The sequence below is a fragment of the Streptomyces sp. 4F14 genome (genome assembly GCF_048159485.1).
Classification (GTDB): domain Bacteria; phylum Actinomycetota; class Actinomycetes; order Streptomycetales; family Streptomycetaceae; genus Streptomyces.
The window spans coordinates 262,939-279,338 of the sequence record NZ_JBLRVY010000007.1; the positions used below are offsets into that span (position 1 = coordinate 262,939).

The window sequence follows — 16,400 nt, forward strand, 5'->3', positions numbered from 1 at the left end:
GGTGACGCCCGCGGTCCTTCGAGCTTTCCACTCCCGTCACGGGGCGTCCATACGGCGGACGCGAACCCTTCGCGCCCGGGGGACGGGTGCGGGTGCCCGACCGTCGTACAAGCGCGCGCGTGGCTACGATGGGCCAGCCGGTGGCCAGCAGGGCCCCTCGGCGCCTTACGACTGTCGGGAAAGCCATGCTGAACAAGTACGCGCGTGCGTTCTTCACGCGTGTCCTCACACCGTTCGCCACGTTTCTGATCAGGCGGGGCGTCAGCCCCGACACGGTCACGCTGATCGGCACGGCGGGTGTGATCGCGGGCGCGCTGGTCTTCTTCCCCCGGGGCGAGTTCTTCTGGGGCACGATCGTCATCACGCTGTTCGTGTTCTCCGACCTGGTCGACGGGAACATGGCCCGCCAGCTCGGCCGCTCCAGCCGCTGGGGCGCCTTCCTGGACTCCACGCTCGACCGGGTCGCCGACGGCGCCATCTTCGGCGGTTTCGCGCTCTGGTACGCGGGGAACGGCGACGACAACATCCTGTGCGCCGTCGCGATCTTCTGCCTCGCGAGCGGCCAGGTCGTGTCGTACACGAAGGCCCGCGGCGAGTCCATCGGGCTGCCCGTGGCCGTCAACGGGCTCGTGGAGCGCGCGGAGCGGCTCGTGGTGTCCCTGGTCGCCGCCGGGCTCGCCGGGCTCCACAAGTTCGGCGTACCGGGCATCCAGTACCTGCTGCCGGTCGCGCTGTGGCTCGTCGCCGTCGGCAGCCTCGTCACGCTGATCCAGCGGGTCGTCACGGTCCGCCGCGAGTCCGCCGAGGCCGACGCCGCCGCTGCCGCCGCCGCGCAGCAGGAGACGGCCGGGTGACCGTCCAGGAACGGCTGACGGACGCGCTGTACGGCGCCGGCTGGGGTGCCGTCAAGAAGCTCCCCGAACCGGTCGCCGTACGCCTCGGGCAGACCATCGCCGACCTCGCCTGGCAAAGGCGCGGCAAGGGGGTGCTGCGGCTGGAGAGCAACTACGCGCGCGTACGGCCGGACGCGAGCCCCGAGCAGCTCAGGGAGCTGTCCCGCGCGGGCATGCGGTCGTACCTGCGGTACTGGATGGAGTCCTTCCGGCTGCCCGCGTGGAGCAAGGAACGCGTCCGGGGCGGCTTCGACCCCATCGACGTCCACCACCTCACCGACGCGCTCGCCTCCGGCAAGGGCGTCGTCCTCGCGCTGCCGCACATGGGGAACTGGGACCTCGCGGGCGCGTGGGTGACGACGAAACTCGACACCCCGTTCACGACGGTCGCCGAACGCCTCAAGCCCGAGACCCTGTACGACCGTTTCGTCGCCTACCGGCAGGGCCTCGGCATGGAGGTCCTCCCGCACAGCGGCGGCACCGCCTTCGGAACCCTCGCGCGGCGCCTGCGCGACGGGGGGCTCGTCTGTCTCGTCGCCGAGCGCGACCTGTCCGCGAACGGCGTCGAGGTCGACTTCTTCGGCGACAGGATCCGCATCCCCGCCGGGCCGTCCCTGCTCGCCCAGCAGACCGGCGCGCTGCTGCTGCCGGTCACCCTCTGGTACGACGACTCGCCCGTCATGCGCGGACGAGTGCATCCCCCGATCGAGGTACCCGCGTCAGGTACCCGGGCCGAGAAGACGTCTGTCATGGCACAGGCGCTGGCCGATGCCTTCGCCACCGGTATCGCCGACCATCCGGAGGACTGGCACATGCTGCAACGGCTGTGGCTCGCGGACCTCGACCCCGCGAGGGGGCCCGCGTGAGGATCGGGATCGTCTGCCCGTACTCCTGGGACGTGCCGGGCGGCGTCCAGTTCCACATCCGCGACCTCGCCGAGTACTTCATCCGGCTCGGCCACGAGGTCTCCGTCCTCGCCCCCGCCGACGACGACACGCCCCTCCCGCCGTACGTCGTCTCCGCCGGCCGTGCCGTCCCCGTCCCGTACAACGGGTCCGTCGCCCGCCTCAACTTCGGCTTCCTCAGCGCCGCGCGCGTACGCCGGTGGCTCCACGACGGCGCCTTCGACGTCGTCCACATCCACGAACCGACGTCCCCGTCCCTCGGCCTGCTCACCTGCTGGGCCGCGCAGGGGCCGATGGTCGCGACCTTCCACACCTCCAACCCGCGCTCGCGCGCGATGATCGCCGCGTACTCCATCCTCCAGGCCGCACTGGAGAAGATCAGCGCACGGATCGCGGTGAGCGAGTACGCGCGGCGGACGCTGGTGGAACACCTCGGGGGGGACGCGGTGGTGATCCCCAACGGGGTCGACGTCGACTTCTTCGCCCACGCCGAGCCTCGGGCCGAGTGGCAGGGGGAGTGGGGGCGCGGTTCGGGGGAGGGCGCCGGGGGCGGGGTGCGTGTGGCTGCTGAGGGGGGTGCGGTTCGGGGTTCGGGGGCGGGAAGCGGTCCGGGTGGTTCGGCCGAGGGCGAGGGCGGGCAGTCGCGCGGCTCGGTCGTCGGTGCCGGGAGTGGCGCACCGCGTGGGCCAGGGGCCGGAGGTGGCGCGCGTGTGCAGGACGAGACCCTCGGGTTCATCGGGCGTATCGACGAACCCCGCAAGGGGCTGCCGGTGCTGGTCAGGGCCCTCCCGCGGATCTTCGCCGAGCGGCCCGGGGCCCGGCTCCTGATCGCCGGGCGCGGGGACGAGGAAGAGGCCGTCGCCGCGCTCCCCGCCGACCTGCGGGCGCGCGTGGAGTTCCTCGGCATGGTCTCCGACGAGGACAAGGCGCGGCTGCTGCGCAGCATCGACCTGTACGTCGCCCCCAACACCGGCGGCGAGAGCTTCGGGATCATCCTCGTCGAGGCGATGTCGGCGGGGGCGCCGGTGCTCGCCTCGGACCTCGACGCGTTCGCGCAGGTCCTGGACCAGGGCGCGGCGGGGGAGCTCTTCGCCAACGAGGACGCGGACGCGCTCGCGGAGGCGGCGATCCGCCTCCTCGCCGACCCGGCGAGACGCGCCGAACTCCGCGAACGGGGCAGCGCACATGTCCGCCGCTTCGACTGGTCCGTGGTCGCGGCGGACATCCTGTCGGTGTACGAGACGGTGACAGCGGGAGCGGCGGCGGTCGCGGCGGACGAGAGGTCGACGGGCGGGGGGATCAGGGCACGGCTGGGGCTGGCACGGGACTGAGGGGCGACGGGGGAGTGGGGGCGCGGTTCGGGGGAGGGCGCTGGCTGAGGCGGGGCGGTCCTGTCGGCTCCGGCCGAGACGTGGGCTGGCTGGACTGGCCTTGGCTGAGATGGGGGCGGCTCTGTCGGGTTCGGTTGAGGTGGGAGTGGCTCGGCCGGTTCTGCCTCCGGCGGAGTCGGCTCGGATGGAGGCGGGGCGGTTCGATCGGCTTCGGCTGAGGTGGGGCCCCGCGCTCCGGCCGAGGCGGATCGGCTCGGCGCCGGGGACGCCCGCGGGGCGTGTTCCGTACGGAGCCTCCGCCGCGTACGTCACTGGGCCGCCCCCGTCCGACGTACGGCGCCTCACCGTGTCGCCGTCCCTCCCACCGGAACCCCCGCCCCCGCACCCCGCTACCCTTGCCGCCCGTGACCGCAACCCTGATCTGGACCCTGGTCGTCCTCGTCGCGATCGGCCTCTATCTGAGCTGGACGGCGGGGCGGCTGGACCGTCTGCACGCCCGTATCGACGCGGCCCGGGCCGCCCTGGACGCGCAGTTGCTGCGCCGCGCCTCGGTCACCCAGGAGCTGGCGACGTCCGGCGTGCTGGACCCGGCCGCGTCGATCGTGCTGTACGAGGCCGCGCACGCGGCGAGGCAGGCGGAGGAGGAGCAGCGGGAGGTCGCGGAGAGCGAGCTGAGCCAGGCGCTGAGGGCCGTCTTCGCGGACCACCACCAGGTCGACGAGATCAAGGAGGCCCCCGGCGGCGAGGCGGCGGCCCACGAACTCACGGAGGCCGTCCGCCGCGTCCCGATGGCCCGCCGCTTCCACAACGACGCCGTCGGCGCGGCCCGCCGCCTGCGCGAGCACCGCAAGGTCCGCTGGTTCCACCTCGCGGGTCACGCCGCGTTCCCGATGGCCTTCGAGATGGACGACGAACCCCCGGCGGCACTGGCGGAACGGTGACCCGACGGATCACCCTGGCCCCGGAGGGCTCCGGCACCGGCCGGCTGTGCGTGATCGTCGCGGCGCCGACCGGGGTGGTCTACGAGGTGCAGGGCGGCGGCCACGCATGCGTGCCGTACGAGCAGGAGGGCTACCTGATCCCCCTGTTCGTCCCGGATGCCGACAGCACGCTGAGGGATCCCTTCGGTCCGCCCACCGCCGAGGCATGGATCCCCGTCCTCACCCCCGACGGCCCCGGCGTCCTCGCACGGGAGAACTCCGACTGAACCCGAAAAGATCCACGGCCTCACCATTGGCCCTTGCTGTGGACTGCTCCGCGGGCGTTTCCTCGGAAGTACCCCCCTCCAGGAACCCCCTTTCACTTCAGCGAGGTCGCACCGTGTCCAGCAGCGAGAACCAGGCCCCCGAGACCGGCACCGCGCGCGTGAAGCGCGGGATGGCCGAGCAGCTCAAGGGCGGCGTGATCATGGACGTCGTGACGCCGGAGCAGGCGAAGATCGCGGAGGACGCGGGCGCCGTCGCCGTCATGGCGCTGGAGCGGGTCCCGGCGGACATCCGCAAGGACGGCGGCGTGGCCCGCATGTCGGATCCGGACATGATCGAGGGCATCATCGAGGCCGTGTCGATCCCGGTGATGGCGAAGTCCCGGATCGGGCACTTCGTCGAGGCCCAGGTGCTCCAGTCCCTCGGCGTGGACTACATCGACGAGTCCGAGGTGCTGACCCCGGCGGACGAGGTCAACCACTCCGACAAGTTCGCGTTCACGACCCCCTTCGTCTGCGGCGCCACCAACCTCGGCGAGGCCCTGCGCCGCATCGCCGAGGGCGCCGCGATGATCCGCTCGAAGGGCGAGGCCGGCACCGGCAACGTCGTCGAGGCGGTCCGCCACCTGCGCCAGATCAAGAACGAGATCGCCCGCCTGCGCGGCTACGACAACAACGAGCTGTACGCCGCCGCGAAGGACCTGCGCGCCCCGTACGAGCTGGTCAAGGAGGTCGCCGAGCTCGGCAAGCTCCCCGTCGTCCTGTTCTCGGCGGGCGGCGTGGCCACCCCCGCCGACGCCGCGCTCATGCGCCAGCTCGGCGCCGAGGGCGTCTTCGTCGGCTCCGGCATCTTCAAGTCCGGCGACCCCGCCAAGCGCGCCGCCGCGATCGTGAAGGCGACCACCTTCTACGACGACCCGAAGATCATCGCGGACGCGTCCCGCAACCTCGGCGAGGCCATGGTCGGCATCAACTGCGACACCCTCCCCGAGGCCGAGCGCTACGCCAACCGCGGCTGGTAAGCACCGATGACCACTCCCGTGATCGGAGTGCTCGCGCTCCAGGGCGACGTACGCGAACACCTCGTCGCCCTGGCCGCGGCCGACGCCGTGGCCCGCCCGGTCCGCCGCCCCGAGGAGCTCGCGGAGGTCGACGGCCTGGTCCTGCCCGGCGGCGAGTCCACCACGATCTCGAAGCTGGCCGTCCTGTTCGGCATGCTGGACCCCCTCCGCGCGCGCGTACGCGCGGGGATGCCGGTCTACGGCACCTGCGCGGGCCTGATCCTCCTCGCCGACAAGATCCTCGACCCGCGTTCGGGCCAGGAGACGGTCGGCGGCATCGACATGATCGTCCGCCGCAACGCCTTCGGCCGCCAGAACGAGTCCTTCGAGGCCGCGGTCGCCGTGCGGGGCGTCGACGGCGCCCCCGTGGACGGCGTCTTCATCCGCGCACCCTGGGTCGAGTCCGTGGGCGCGCGCGTGGAGGTCCTCGCCGAGTACGACGGTCATATCGTCGCCGTGCGCCAGGGCAACGCGCTCGCCACGTCGTTCCATCCGGAGCTGACCGGCGACCACCGCGTGCACGCGCTCTTTGTCGACATGGTCCGCGCGAACCGGGCGACGGAGTCCTTGTAGGATCTCTGCGTCGGTAGGTAGATGGGTTACGCGAAGGAGACAGGCAGATGTCCGGCCACTCTAAATGGGCTACGACGAAGCACAAGAAGGCCGTGATCGACGCCAAGCGCGGCAAGCTCTTCGCGAAGATGATCAAGAACATCGAGGTCGCGGCCCGTACCGGCGGCGCTGACCCGTCCGGCAACCCGACGCTCTTCGACGCCATCCAGAAGGCCAAGAAGAGCTCGGTCCCCAACAAGAACATCGACTCCGCGGTCAAGCGCGGCGCCGGCCTCGAAGCGGGTGGCGCCGACTACGAGACGATCATGTACGAGGGTTACGGCCCCAACGGCGTCGCGGTGCTCATCGAGTGCCTCACCGACAACCGCAACCGCGCCGCCTCCGACGTCCGCGTCGCGATGACCCGCAACGGCGGCTCCATGGCGGACCCCGGCTCGGTGTCGTACCTCTTCAACCGCAAGGGCGTCATCGTCGTCCCCAAGGCCGAGCTGTCCGAGGACGATGTCCTGGGCGCCGTTCTGGACGCGGGCGCGGAAGAGGTCAACGACCTCGGCGAGTCCTTCGAGGTCCTCAGCGAGGCCACCGACCTGGTCGCCGTCCGCACCGCCCTCCAGGACGCCGGCATCGACTACGACTCCGCCGAGGCCAACTTCGTCCCGACCATGCAGGTCGAACTGGACGAGGACGGCGCCCGCAAGATCTTCAAGCTGATCGACGCGCTGGAGGACAGCGACGACGTGCAGAACGTCTTCGCGAACTTCGACGTGAGCGACGACGTCATGGCGGCGGTCGACGCGTAACGCTGCCGCTAGCTGAGCCGTTCCGACGGGCCGGATGGGACACGTCCCACCGGCCCGCCGTCGTTGTCAGTGGCAGCGGCTAGCCTGGCGTCATTCATGGATCACCGTCCACGGACCGCAACCATCGATTGAGGAACCACGGCGGTGCTCAACCAGGTCCGGGAGAGCGGCGGCGGTTCAGCCGCAAAAAGGGGAGGGAGCGGTTGGTGCGGGTACTTGGGGTCGACCCCGGACTGACTCGGTGCGGTGTCGGTGTCGTCGAGGGCGTCGCCGGGCGGCCGTTGACCATGGTCGGCGTCGGTGTCGTCCGCACCCCTGCTGACGCCGAGCTCAGCCACCGGCTCCTCGCCATCGAGCAGGGCATCGAGCAGTGGCTCGACGAGCACCGGCCCCAATGCGTCGCCGTGGAGCGCGTGTTCAGCCAGCACAACGTCCGTACGGTGATGGGCACCGCCCAGGCCAGCGCCGTCGCGATGCTCTGCGCCGCCCGCCGGGGCATCCCCGTCGCCCTGCACACGCCCAGCGAGGTCAAGGCCGCCGTCACCGGCAGCGGACGCGCGGACAAGGCCCAGGTCGGCGCGATGGTCACCCGCCTCCTGCGCCTCGACGCACCCCCGAAACCCGCCGACGCCGCCGACGCCCTCGCCCTCGCCATCTGCCACATCTGGCGCGCACCCGCGCAGAACCGACTCCAGCAGGCCGTCGCCCTGCACGCCTCGAAAGGCCGTACGACATGATCGCCTACGTCAGCGGCACAGTCGCCGCCCTCGCCCCCGACGCGGCCGTGGTCGAGGTCGGCGGCGTCGGCATGGCCGTCCAGTGCGCGCCGAACACCCTCGCGGCCCTGCGCATCGGCCAGGCCGCCAAGCTCGCGACGTCCCTCGTCGTCCGCGAGGACTCCCTGACCCTGTACGGCTTCGCCGACGACGACGAACGCCAGGTGTTCGAACTCCTCCAGACCGCGAGCGGCGTGGGCCCGAGGCTGGCGCAGGCGATGCTGGCCGTCCACACACCCGACGCGCTGCGCAGGGCGGTGGCGACAGGGGACGAGAAGGCCCTGATCTCCGTACCCGGCATCGGCAAGAAGGGCGCGCAGAAGCTGCTGATCGAACTGAAGGACAGACTGGGCGAACCGGTCGGCTCCCCGGCGATCGGAGCACCGGTTTCGCAGGGCTGGCGGGACCAACTCCACGCGGCGCTCTTGGGATTGGGCTACGCGACGAGGGAGGCGGACGAGGCGGTGGCGGCGGTGACACCACAGGCGGAGGCGACGGAGGGCACGCCGCAGGTAGGACAGCTACTGAAGCTGGCACTGCAATCCCTGAACAGGGCCAGGTGAGGTTCTTTCAGGGGCGCGGGGAACTGCGCGAGCAACCACATACGACCCGCACCCGCCACGACACGACAACCCCCAACCCCTGAGGCGCACCAAATGAACTGGGACGAAACGACCGACGAAGACCGCCTCGTCGCCGCGTCAGCGGACCGCGAGGACCAAGCGGTCGAAGCCGCCCTCCGCCCCAAGGACCTGGGCGAGTTCATCGGCCAGGAAAAGGTCAGGGAACAGCTCGACCTGGTGCTCAGGGCAGCGCGAGCGCGCGGCGCGACCGCCGACCACGTCCTCCTCTCCGGCGCACCCGGCCTCGGCAAGACCACCCTCTCGATGATCATCGCCGCGGAGATGGCCGCCCCGATCCGCATCACGAGCGGCCCAGCGATCCAGCACGCCGGCGACCTCGCCGCGATCCTCTCCTCGCTCCAGGAGGGCGAGGTCCTCTTCCTCGACGAGATCCACCGCATGTCGAGGCCGGCGGAGGAGATGCTGTACATGGCGATGGAGGACTTCCGGGTCGACGTGATCGTCGGCAAGGGCCCCGGCGCGACGGCGATCCCCCTGGAACTCCCGCCGTTCACCCTGGTCGGCGCGACGACGAGGGCCGGCCTGCTCCCGCCCCCGCTGAGGGACCGCTTCGGCTTCACCGCGCACATGGAGTTCTACGAACCGGCCGAACTCCAGCGGGTCGTGCACCGCTCGGCCGACCTCCTGGACGTGGAGATCGACCCGGCCGGCGCCGCCGAGATCGCCGGCCGCTCCCGGGGCACGCCCCGTATCGCCAACCGCCTCCTGCGCCGGGTCCGCGACTACGCGCAGGTCAAGGCGGACGGCGTGATCAAGCGGGACATCGCGGCGGCGGCCCTGAAGGTGTACGAGGTGGACGACCGGGGCCTCGACCGCCTCGACCGCGCGGTCCTGGAGGCCCTGCTGAAACTCTTCGGCGGCGGCCCGGTCGGCCTGTCGACGCTGGCGGTCGCGGTGGGGGAGGAGCGGGAGACGGTGGAGGAGGTCGCCGAACCGTTCCTGGTCCGCGAGGGCCTGCTCGCCCGCACCCCCAGGGGCCGGGTCGCGACCCCCGCCGCCTGGTCCCACCTGGGCCTGACCCCGCCCCGCCAGGCCCAGGGAGCGGGCCAGCAGGACCTGTTCGGGGCATGACACCCCCGACCGGGCCCCCGCGCCGCCACATCACAGCAAAGACACGGCCCGGTCACCAGTGGAGGTATTGGCCGGGTAAGGAACCCAGGTGCCATGCTGAACGTTGTTCCCCGTAGGCGGACTCGCTTAGACTCCGCCGATGCCGCCCTTGTCGGCAGCATCCCAGAATCCCCATCCATCAGGCCGCTCCGCAAACGCGGTCATGTGAAGGAAGTTCCGAACCCGTGAGTCTCGTGACCCTCCTCCCGTTCGTCGTGCTCATCGGGGCCATGTTCCTGATGACCCGGTCGGCGAAGAAGAAGCAGCAGCAAGCGGCCGACATGCGGAACCAGATGCAGCCCGGCAGCGGCGTCCGCACGATCGGGGGGATGTACGCGACGGTCAAGGAGTCCAACGAGGACACGGTCCTCCTGGACGCCGGCCCGGGCGTGGAACTGCTCTTCGCGAAGAACGCCATCGGCGCGGTGCTGACGGACGAGGAGTACAACCGCATCGTCCACGGCATCGAAGCCGACCTGAAGTCCGACTCCGACATCGTTCCGGACGACGCCTCCTCCCTCACCGAGACGGCCGCGACCGACGCGACCGCCGACGCCGACGAGCCTTCCGACGCTGCCGCCGCCTCTGACGACAAGCCCGTCGACCTCGGCAAGAAGGACGAGACCGAGACCGACGAGGAGCCGAAGAAGACCGACGGCGAGTCCGACGCGAAGAAGTAGTCACGCCCCCGGGGCGCGCGGGCCGCTCCCGCGCCTCCCGGGGTGTGCGCTTCTCGCGGGGGATTCCCGACACCAGTCATGGCAGCCGCTCCACGCCGACCAGGGCGTGCGGGCGGCCCGAGAGGGAGTACGAGAAGGTGGCAGCACCTAAAAAGGGCAGGAGCGCGAGCGCCCAGGGCAAGCCGGGGCGCTCGCTGGCCCTGATCCTGATCGCCATCGTGGGCCTCACGGGCGGCATGTTCGCCACCGGGGACACGACACCGCGCCTGGGCATCGACCTGGCCGGTGGCACGAGCATCACGCTGGAGGCCAAGGCCGATCAGGGTTCGGCGATCAACAAGTCGAACATGGACACCGCGGTCGACATCATGAACCGCCGTGTCAACGGTCTGGGCGTGTCCGAGGCGGAGGTGCAGACCCAGGGCAACTCCAACATCATCGTCAACATCCCCAAGGGCACCAACTCCGAGGAAGCCCGAGCCCAGGTCGGTACGACCGCCAAGCTGTACTTCCGCCCGGTCCTGGCCCAGGAGGCCACCGGCCCCGCGGCGAGCCCGTCCCCGAGCCCCTCGGCGTCGTCCAGCGGCAGCCCGAGCCCGTCGGCGTCCCCCTCGCCCAGCGCGTCCACCGGCGAGAAGGCCAGCTCCTCGGCCTCCCCGTCGGCGTCCGCGTCCTCGACGACCCAGGGCCGCGCGCTCACCGACTCCCTGCGCGCCGACGGCACCCCGTCGCCGTCCGCCTCGGCGAGCGGCTCCCCGGCCCCGTCGGCCTCCACGCCCACGGGCACGGACGCCGCCGGTGACACCGCCAAGCTCCAGGCCGCGTACGCCGCCCTGGACTGCTCGAAGCCCGAGCAGCGCGCCAAGGCCGGCGAGGGCACCAAGCCCGCCGACTCGATCGTGGCCTGCGGCGAGATCAACAAGGTCTGGTACAAGTACCTGCTCGGCCCGGCCGCCGTCGACGGCACCGAGGTGAAGAAGGCCGACGCGGTCTTCGACACCCAGACCGCCGCCGGCTGGCAGGTCACGATGAACTTCACCGGCGGAGGCGCCAAGAAGTTCGCCGACATCACCGGCAAGCTCGCGCAGAACCAGCAGCCGCAGAACGAGTTCGGCATCGTCCTCGACGGCGAGGTCGTCTCCAGCCCCTACGTCCAGTCCGCGATCACCGGCGGCCAGGCGCAGATCTCCGGCTCCTTCACGCAGGAAGAGGCCCAGGGCCTCGCGAACATGCTGTCGTACGGCGCGCTCCCGCTCTCCTTCAAGGAGCAGAGCGTGACGACGGTGACCGCCGCGCTCGGCGGTGAGCAGCTGCACGCCGGTCTGCTGGCCGGCGCGATCGGTCTGCTGCTGGTCGTGCTCTACCTGGTCGCCTTCTACCGCGGCCTGTCGCTCATCGCGCTCGCCTCGCTGCTGTGCTCCGCGGCGCTGACGTACCTGCTGATGTCGCTGCTCGGCCCGGCGATCGGGTTCGCGCTGAACCTGCCGGCCGTCTGCGGCGCGATCGTCGCCATCGGTATCACCGCCGACTCGTTCATCGTGTACTTCGAGCGCATCCGGGACGAGGTCCGCGAGGGCCGTTCGCTGCGGCCCGCCGTCGAGCGCGCCTGGCCGCGCGCGCGGCGTACGATCCTGGTCTCCGACTTCGTGTCGTTCCTCGCCGCCGCGGTCCTGTTCGTCGTCACCGTCGGCAAGGTCCAGGGCTTCGCGTTCACCCTCGGTCTGACCACGGTCCTCGACGTCGTCGTGGTGTTCTTCTTCACCAAGCCGCTGATGACGCTCGTCGCGCGCACCAAGTTCTACGGCGGCGGCCACAAGTGGTCCGGCCTCGACCCGAAGGGCCTGGGCGCCCACCCGCCGCTGCGCCGCACCCGCCGTCCCTCCGGCCCGCTCGCCGGCCCCGTAGACCCGAAGGAGGCGTGAGATGTCGAAACTCGGGAACATCGGCGCCCGGCTGCACCGCGGTGAGATCTCCTACGACTTCATCGGCCACCGCAAGATCTGGTACGGCGTCTCGATCCTGATCACCATCCTGGCGATCGTCGGCCTCGCGGTGCGCGGCCTGAACATGGGCATCGACTTCCAGGGCGGCGCGGTCTTCACCACCCCGAAGACCAGCGTCTCCGTCTCGCAGGCGGAGGAGTACGCGAAGGAAGCCTCCGGCCACGACGCGGTCGTGCAGAAGCTCGGCAACGGCTCGCTGCGCATCCAGATCGCCGGCATGGACACCCAGCAGTCCGACCAGATCAAGAACAAGCTGGCCGCGGACTTCAAGGTCGACACGGAGAAGATCGCCGCCGACCTCGTCGGCCCGAGCTGGGGCGACCAGATCGCCAACAAGGCGTGGCAGGGCCTCGCGATCTTCATGGTCCTCGTCGTGATCTACCTGGCGATCGCCTTCGAGTGGCGGATGGCCATCGCGGCCCTCGTCGCGCTGATCCACGACATCACGATCACCGTCGGCATCTACGCCCTCGTCGGCTTCGAGGTCACGCCGGGTACGGTCATCGGTCTGCTGACGATCCTCGGGTACTCGCTGTACGACACGGTCGTCGTCTTCGACTCGCTCAAGGAGCAGACGAAGGACATCACCAAGCAGACCAAGTCGACGTACAGCGACATCGCGAACCACTCCATCAACGGCACGCTGGTCCGCTCGGTCAACACGACCGTCGTGGCCCTGCTGCCGGTCGCCGGGCTGCTGTTCATCGGCGGTGGCTTCCTCGGCGCGGGCACGCTCAACGACATCTCCCTGTCGCTGTTCGTCGGCCTCGCGGCCGGCGCGTACTCGTCGATCTTCATCGCCACCCCGCTGGTCGCCGACCTCAAGGAGCGCGAGCCGCAGATCAAGGCCCTGCGCAAGCGGGTCCTCGCGAAGCGCTCGCAGGCCGCCACCGAGGCGCAGACGCACCCGGAGCCGCAGACGGAGGGGGCCGAAGAGTACGACGACGACTCCGCCGCGGCCGTCGTGGGTCCGCGCAACCAGCCCGCCTCCCGCGGCCGGGGCCGCGGCCGTCCCTCGGGGAAGCGCCGGTGACCGACATCAAGGAGCTGCTGCTCAGCCGTATCCGCGATGTCGCGGACTACCCCGAGCCCGGGGTGATGTTCAAGGACATCACGCCGCTGCTCGCGGACCCGGCGGCGTTCACGGCGCTCACCGACGCGTTCGCGGAGATCGCCGAGCGCACCGGGGCGACGAAGATCGTCGGCCTCGAAGCGCGCGGCTTCATCCTCGGCGCCCCCGTCTCCGTCCGCGCGGGCCTCGGCTTCATCCCGGTCCGCAAGGCCGGCAAGCTCCCCGGCGCCACCCTCTCCCAGTCCTACGACCTGGAGTACGGCTCGGCGGAGATCGAGATCCACGCGGAGGACCTCACCCCCGAGGACCGCGTCCTCATCGTGGACGACGTCCTCGCGACCGGCGGCACCGCGGAGGCGGCGATCCAGCTGATCCACCGTGCCGGCGCCCAGGTCTCCGGCGTGGCGATCCTGATGGAGCTGACGTTCCTGAACGGCCGCCCCCGCCTGGAGGCGGCCTTGGACGGCGCTCCGGTGGAGTCGCTGCTCACGGTCTGAGCACCAGCCGTACACGGAAGGCGGGCCCGGGAACCTCCCGGCGCCCGCCTTCCGCACGCGGATGGCCGAAACCGTTCCCCGCCCGCGTTCCCCCGCGTACGCCTGCCGGGAATCCCCTGTCCACCCCTCGTGTTCCTCCCGTGCGCGGCTTCCCCAGGCGGCTGGAGGCGATGCCGGAGCGTGGGATCGCTACGATGGGGGCTCCGGAGCCTGACCGGGGACCCGGATCGCGCACGAGGAGTCCTCTTGCCAGACGAGGCCCAGCACCTGACCGCCGCCAAGCCCGAGAGTGGTTCGGGACCGGCGGCGCGGCCCGCAGCGCGTGGCCAGAACGGCACCGCCGGCCCGGTGGAGCACGACCGCACCGCGCCCGCCGACCGCCAGACCGAGCAGCCGCGCCCCAAGCCGGCCCCGCCCGAGGGCCCGGCGTCCGCGCCCGCCCCGACCCCCGCGTCCGGCCCCGCACCGGCCTCCGCCGCCCGCCCCGCCTCGGCCGCGCAGCCCTCCCGCACCGGCGGCTCCTCGAACCGTGTCCGCGCCCGCCTGGCCCGCCTCGGCGTGCAGCGCGCGAACCCGTACAACCCGGTCCTGGAACCGCTCCTGCGGATAGTCCGCAGCAACGACCCGAAGATCGAGACGGCGACGCTGCGCCAGATCGAGCGGGCCTACCAGGTCGCCGAGCGCTGGCACCGCGGCCAGAAGCGCAAGAGCGGCGACCCGTACATCACGCACCCCCTCGCGGTGACGACGATCCTCGCCGAACTGGGCATGGATCCGGCCACCCTGATGGCGGGCCTCCTGCACGACACGGTCGAGGACACCGAGTACGGCCTCGACGACCTGCGCCGCGACTTCGGCGACGTCGTCGCCCTCCTCGTCGACGGCGTCACCAAGCTCGACAAGGTCAAGTTCGGCGAGGCCGCCCAGGCCGAGACCGTCCGCAAGATGGTCGTCGCGATGGCCAAGGACCCGCGCGTCCTGGTCATCAAGCTCGCCGACCGCCTGCACAACATGCGCACGATGCGCTACCTCAAGCGCGAGAAGCAGGAGAAGAAGGCGCGCGAGACCCTGGAGATCTACGCGCCGCTCGCCCACCGCCTGGGCATGAACACCATCAAGTGGGAGCTGGAGGACCTCGCCTTCGCGATCCTCTACCCCAAGATGTACGACGAGATCGTCCGCCTGGTCGCCGAGCGCGCCCCCAAGCGCGACGAGTACCTCGCCATAGTGACCGACGAGGTCCAGTCGGACCTGCGCGCGGCCCGCATCAAGGCGACGGTCACGGGCCGCCCCAAGCACTACTACTCCGTCTACCAGAAGATGATCGTACGAGGCCGCGACTTCGCGGAGATCTACGACCTGGTGGGCATCCGCGTCCTCGTCGACACGGTCCGCGACTGCTACGCCGCCCTCGGTACCGTCCACGCGCGATGGAACCCGGTCCCCGGCCGGTTCAAGGACTACATCGCGATGCCCAAGTTCAACATGTACCAGTCGCTGCACACGACGGTCATCGGCCCCAACGGCAAGCCCGTCGAACTCCAGATCCGCACGTTCGACATGCACCGCCGCGCCGAGTACGGCATCGCCGCGCACTGGAAGTACAAGCAGGAGGCCGTCGCCGGCGCCTCCAAGGTCCGCACCGACGCCCCCAAGTCGGCCGGCAACAAGGACGCCATCAACGACATGGCGTGGCTCAGACAGCTCCTCGACTGGCAGAAGGAGACCGAGGACCCCAGCGAGTTCCTGGAGTCCCTGCGCTTCGACCTGTCCCGCAACGAGGTCTTCGTCTTCACCCCCAAGGGCGACGTCATAGCGCTCCCGGCGGGCGCCACCCCCGTGGACTTCGCGTACGCCGTCCACACCGAGGTCGGCCACCGCACGATAGGGGCGAGGGTCAACGGCCGCCTCGTCCCGCTGGAGTCCACCCTCGACAACGGCGACCTCGTCGAGGTCTTCACCTCGAAGGCGGCCGGCGCCGGACCCTCCCGCGACTGGCTCGGCTTCGTCAAGTCACCGCGCGCCCGCAACAAGATCCGCGCCTGGTTCTCCAAGGAGCGCCGCGACGAGGCGATCGAGCAGGGCAAGGACTCCATCGCCCGCGCGATGCGCAAGCAGAACCTGCCGATCCAGCGCATCCTGACCGGCGACTCCCTGGTCACCCTGGCGCACGAGATGCGCTACCCCGACATCTCGTCCCTGTACGCCGCGATCGGCGAGGGCCATGTCGCGGCCCAGGGCGTCGTCCAGAAACTCGTCCAGGCGCTCGGCGGGGAGGAGGCGGCCACCGAGGAGATCGACGAGGCGGTCCCGCCGTCCCGCACCCGGGGCCGTAAGCGGCGCAGCAACAACGACCCCGGCGTGGTCGTCAAGGGCGTCGACGACGTGTGGGTCAAGCTGGCCCGCTGCTGCACGCCCGTGCCCGGCGACCCGATCATCGGGTTCGTCACCCGGGGCAGTGGCGTATCGGTTCACCGCAGCGACTGCGTCAACGTGGAGTCGCTCTCCCGCGAGCCCGAGCGCATCCTCGACGTCGAGTGGGCGCCCACCCAGTCCTCGGTCTTCCTGGTCGCCATCCAGGTCGAGGCACTCGACCGCTCCCGGCTCCTGTCGGACGTCACGCGCGTCCTGTCCGACCAGCACGTCAACATCCTCTCCGCGGCCGTCCAGACCTCCCGCGACCGCGTCGCCACCTCCCGCTTCACCTTCGAGATGGGCGACCCGAAACACCTCGGGCACGTCCTGAAGGCGGTACGGGGCGTGGAGGGCGTGTACGACGTGTACCGGGTGACATCGGCGCGACGGCCGTAGACGGCGACGAGAAGGGGCCGGGCTTCGAAAGCCCGGCCCC

Annotated in this window: 16 protein-coding genes; all 16 read left to right on the forward strand. The window is 71.0% G+C overall.

Translation table 11 applies throughout. The features are described from left to right. Window positions 1–128: 128 nt before the first annotated feature. Window positions 129–854: a phosphatidylinositol phosphate synthase gene (gene pgsA / locus ACLZOT_RS14575; protein WP_416969433.1), complete on the forward strand. Its 726-nt coding sequence runs from the start codon at window positions 129–131 to the stop codon at window positions 852–854. Continuing rightward, window positions 851–1,759, forward strand: coding sequence for a phosphatidylinositol mannoside acyltransferase (locus ACLZOT_RS14580; protein WP_416969281.1), 909 nt, complete (start codon window positions 851–853; stop codon window positions 1,757–1,759). The genes pgsA and ACLZOT_RS14580 overlap by 4 nt, the downstream gene beginning before the upstream one ends. Then, the gene (locus tag ACLZOT_RS14585) at window positions 1,756–3,129 is read left to right on the forward strand and encodes a glycosyltransferase family 4 protein (RefSeq protein ID WP_416969282.1); all 1,374 of its coding nucleotides are present in this window, start codon (window positions 1,756–1,758) and stop codon (window positions 3,127–3,129) included. The genes ACLZOT_RS14580 and ACLZOT_RS14585 overlap by 4 nt, the downstream gene beginning before the upstream one ends. A gap of 395 nt (window positions 3,130–3,524) precedes the next feature. Then, window positions 3,525–4,070: a hypothetical protein gene (locus ACLZOT_RS14590; protein ID WP_416969283.1), complete on the forward strand. Its 546-nt coding sequence runs from the start codon at window positions 3,525–3,527 to the stop codon at window positions 4,068–4,070. Next, complete coding sequence (locus tag ACLZOT_RS14595; protein WP_416969284.1) at window positions 4,067–4,336, forward strand: DUF6210 family protein; 270 nt, start codon at window positions 4,067–4,069, stop codon at window positions 4,334–4,336. The genes ACLZOT_RS14590 and ACLZOT_RS14595 overlap by 4 nt, the downstream gene beginning before the upstream one ends. 113 nt (window positions 4,337–4,449) lie before the next feature. After that, complete coding sequence (pdxS, locus tag ACLZOT_RS14600; protein ID WP_355882061.1) at window positions 4,450–5,355, forward strand: pyridoxal 5'-phosphate synthase lyase subunit PdxS; 906 nt, start codon at window positions 4,450–4,452, stop codon at window positions 5,353–5,355. 6 nt (window positions 5,356–5,361) lie between these two features. Continuing rightward, the gene (gene pdxT / locus ACLZOT_RS14605; RefSeq protein WP_416969285.1) at window positions 5,362–5,967 is read left to right on the forward strand and encodes a pyridoxal 5'-phosphate synthase glutaminase subunit PdxT; all 606 of its coding nucleotides are present in this window, start codon (window positions 5,362–5,364) and stop codon (window positions 5,965–5,967) included. A 47-nt stretch (window positions 5,968–6,014) separates the two neighbouring features. Continuing rightward, window positions 6,015–6,767, forward strand: a complete 753-nt coding sequence (locus tag ACLZOT_RS14610) for a YebC/PmpR family DNA-binding transcriptional regulator (RefSeq protein ID WP_416969286.1) — start codon at window positions 6,015–6,017, stop codon at window positions 6,765–6,767. Between the two features lie 206 nt (window positions 6,768–6,973). Then, window positions 6,974–7,504, forward strand: coding sequence for a crossover junction endodeoxyribonuclease RuvC (gene ruvC / locus ACLZOT_RS14615; protein WP_416969287.1), 531 nt, complete (start codon window positions 6,974–6,976; stop codon window positions 7,502–7,504). Beyond that, a complete protein-coding gene (gene ruvA, locus ACLZOT_RS14620; protein WP_416969288.1) occupies window positions 7,501–8,106 on the forward strand; it encodes a Holliday junction branch migration protein RuvA in 606 nt (201 codons plus the stop codon). The genes ruvC and ruvA overlap by 4 nt, the downstream gene beginning before the upstream one ends. Window positions 8,107–8,199: 93 nt before the next feature. Further along, window positions 8,200–9,258 (forward strand): Holliday junction branch migration DNA helicase RuvB, encoded by a 1,059-nt coding sequence (ruvB, locus tag ACLZOT_RS14625; RefSeq protein ID WP_416969289.1) that lies wholly within the window; start codon window positions 8,200–8,202, stop codon window positions 9,256–9,258. Between the two features lie 224 nt (window positions 9,259–9,482). Further along, window positions 9,483–9,977 carry a preprotein translocase subunit YajC gene (gene yajC, locus ACLZOT_RS14630; RefSeq protein WP_416969290.1) on the forward strand — a complete coding sequence of 165 codons (495 nt, stop codon included), beginning with the start codon at window positions 9,483–9,485 and terminating at the stop codon, window positions 9,975–9,977. 137 nt (window positions 9,978–10,114) lie between these two features. Then, a complete protein-coding gene (gene secD / locus ACLZOT_RS14635) occupies window positions 10,115–11,899 on the forward strand; it encodes a protein translocase subunit SecD (RefSeq protein ID WP_416969291.1) in 1,785 nt (594 codons plus the stop codon). Window position 11,900: 1 nt separating this feature from the next. Beyond that, window positions 11,901–13,013 carry a protein translocase subunit SecF gene (gene secF / locus ACLZOT_RS14640; protein WP_416969292.1) on the forward strand — a complete coding sequence of 371 codons (1,113 nt, stop codon included), beginning with the start codon at window positions 11,901–11,903 and terminating at the stop codon, window positions 13,011–13,013. Continuing rightward, window positions 13,010–13,549 carry an adenine phosphoribosyltransferase gene (locus ACLZOT_RS14645; RefSeq protein ID WP_416969293.1) on the forward strand — a complete coding sequence of 180 codons (540 nt, stop codon included), beginning with the start codon at window positions 13,010–13,012 and terminating at the stop codon, window positions 13,547–13,549. The genes secF and ACLZOT_RS14645 overlap by 4 nt, the downstream gene beginning before the upstream one ends. A gap of 246 nt (window positions 13,550–13,795) precedes the next feature. Further along, window positions 13,796–16,360, forward strand: a complete 2,565-nt coding sequence (locus ACLZOT_RS14650) for a RelA/SpoT family protein (protein ID WP_416969294.1) — start codon at window positions 13,796–13,798, stop codon at window positions 16,358–16,360. Window positions 16,361–16,400: the final 40 nt, after the last annotated feature.

Bases quoted from the DNA above. Each gene is read 5' to 3' on its own strand.
- pgsA (WP_416969433.1), top strand. From the start codon at position 129: ATGGGCCAGCCGGTGGCCAGCAGGGCCCCTCGGCGCCTTACGACTGTC.
- pdxT (WP_416969285.1), top strand. From the start codon at position 5,362: ATGACCACTCCCGTGATCGGAGTGCTCGCGCTCCAGGGCGACGTACGC.
- ACLZOT_RS14610 (WP_416969286.1), top strand. From the start codon at position 6,015: ATGTCCGGCCACTCTAAATGGGCTACGACGAAGCACAAGAAGGCCGTG.
- ruvA (WP_416969288.1), top strand. From the start codon at position 7,501: ATGATCGCCTACGTCAGCGGCACAGTCGCCGCCCTCGCCCCCGACGCG.
- ruvB (WP_416969289.1), top strand. From the start codon at position 8,200: ATGAACTGGGACGAAACGACCGACGAAGACCGCCTCGTCGCCGCGTCA.
- secF (WP_416969292.1), top strand. From the start codon at position 11,901: ATGTCGAAACTCGGGAACATCGGCGCCCGGCTGCACCGCGGTGAGATC.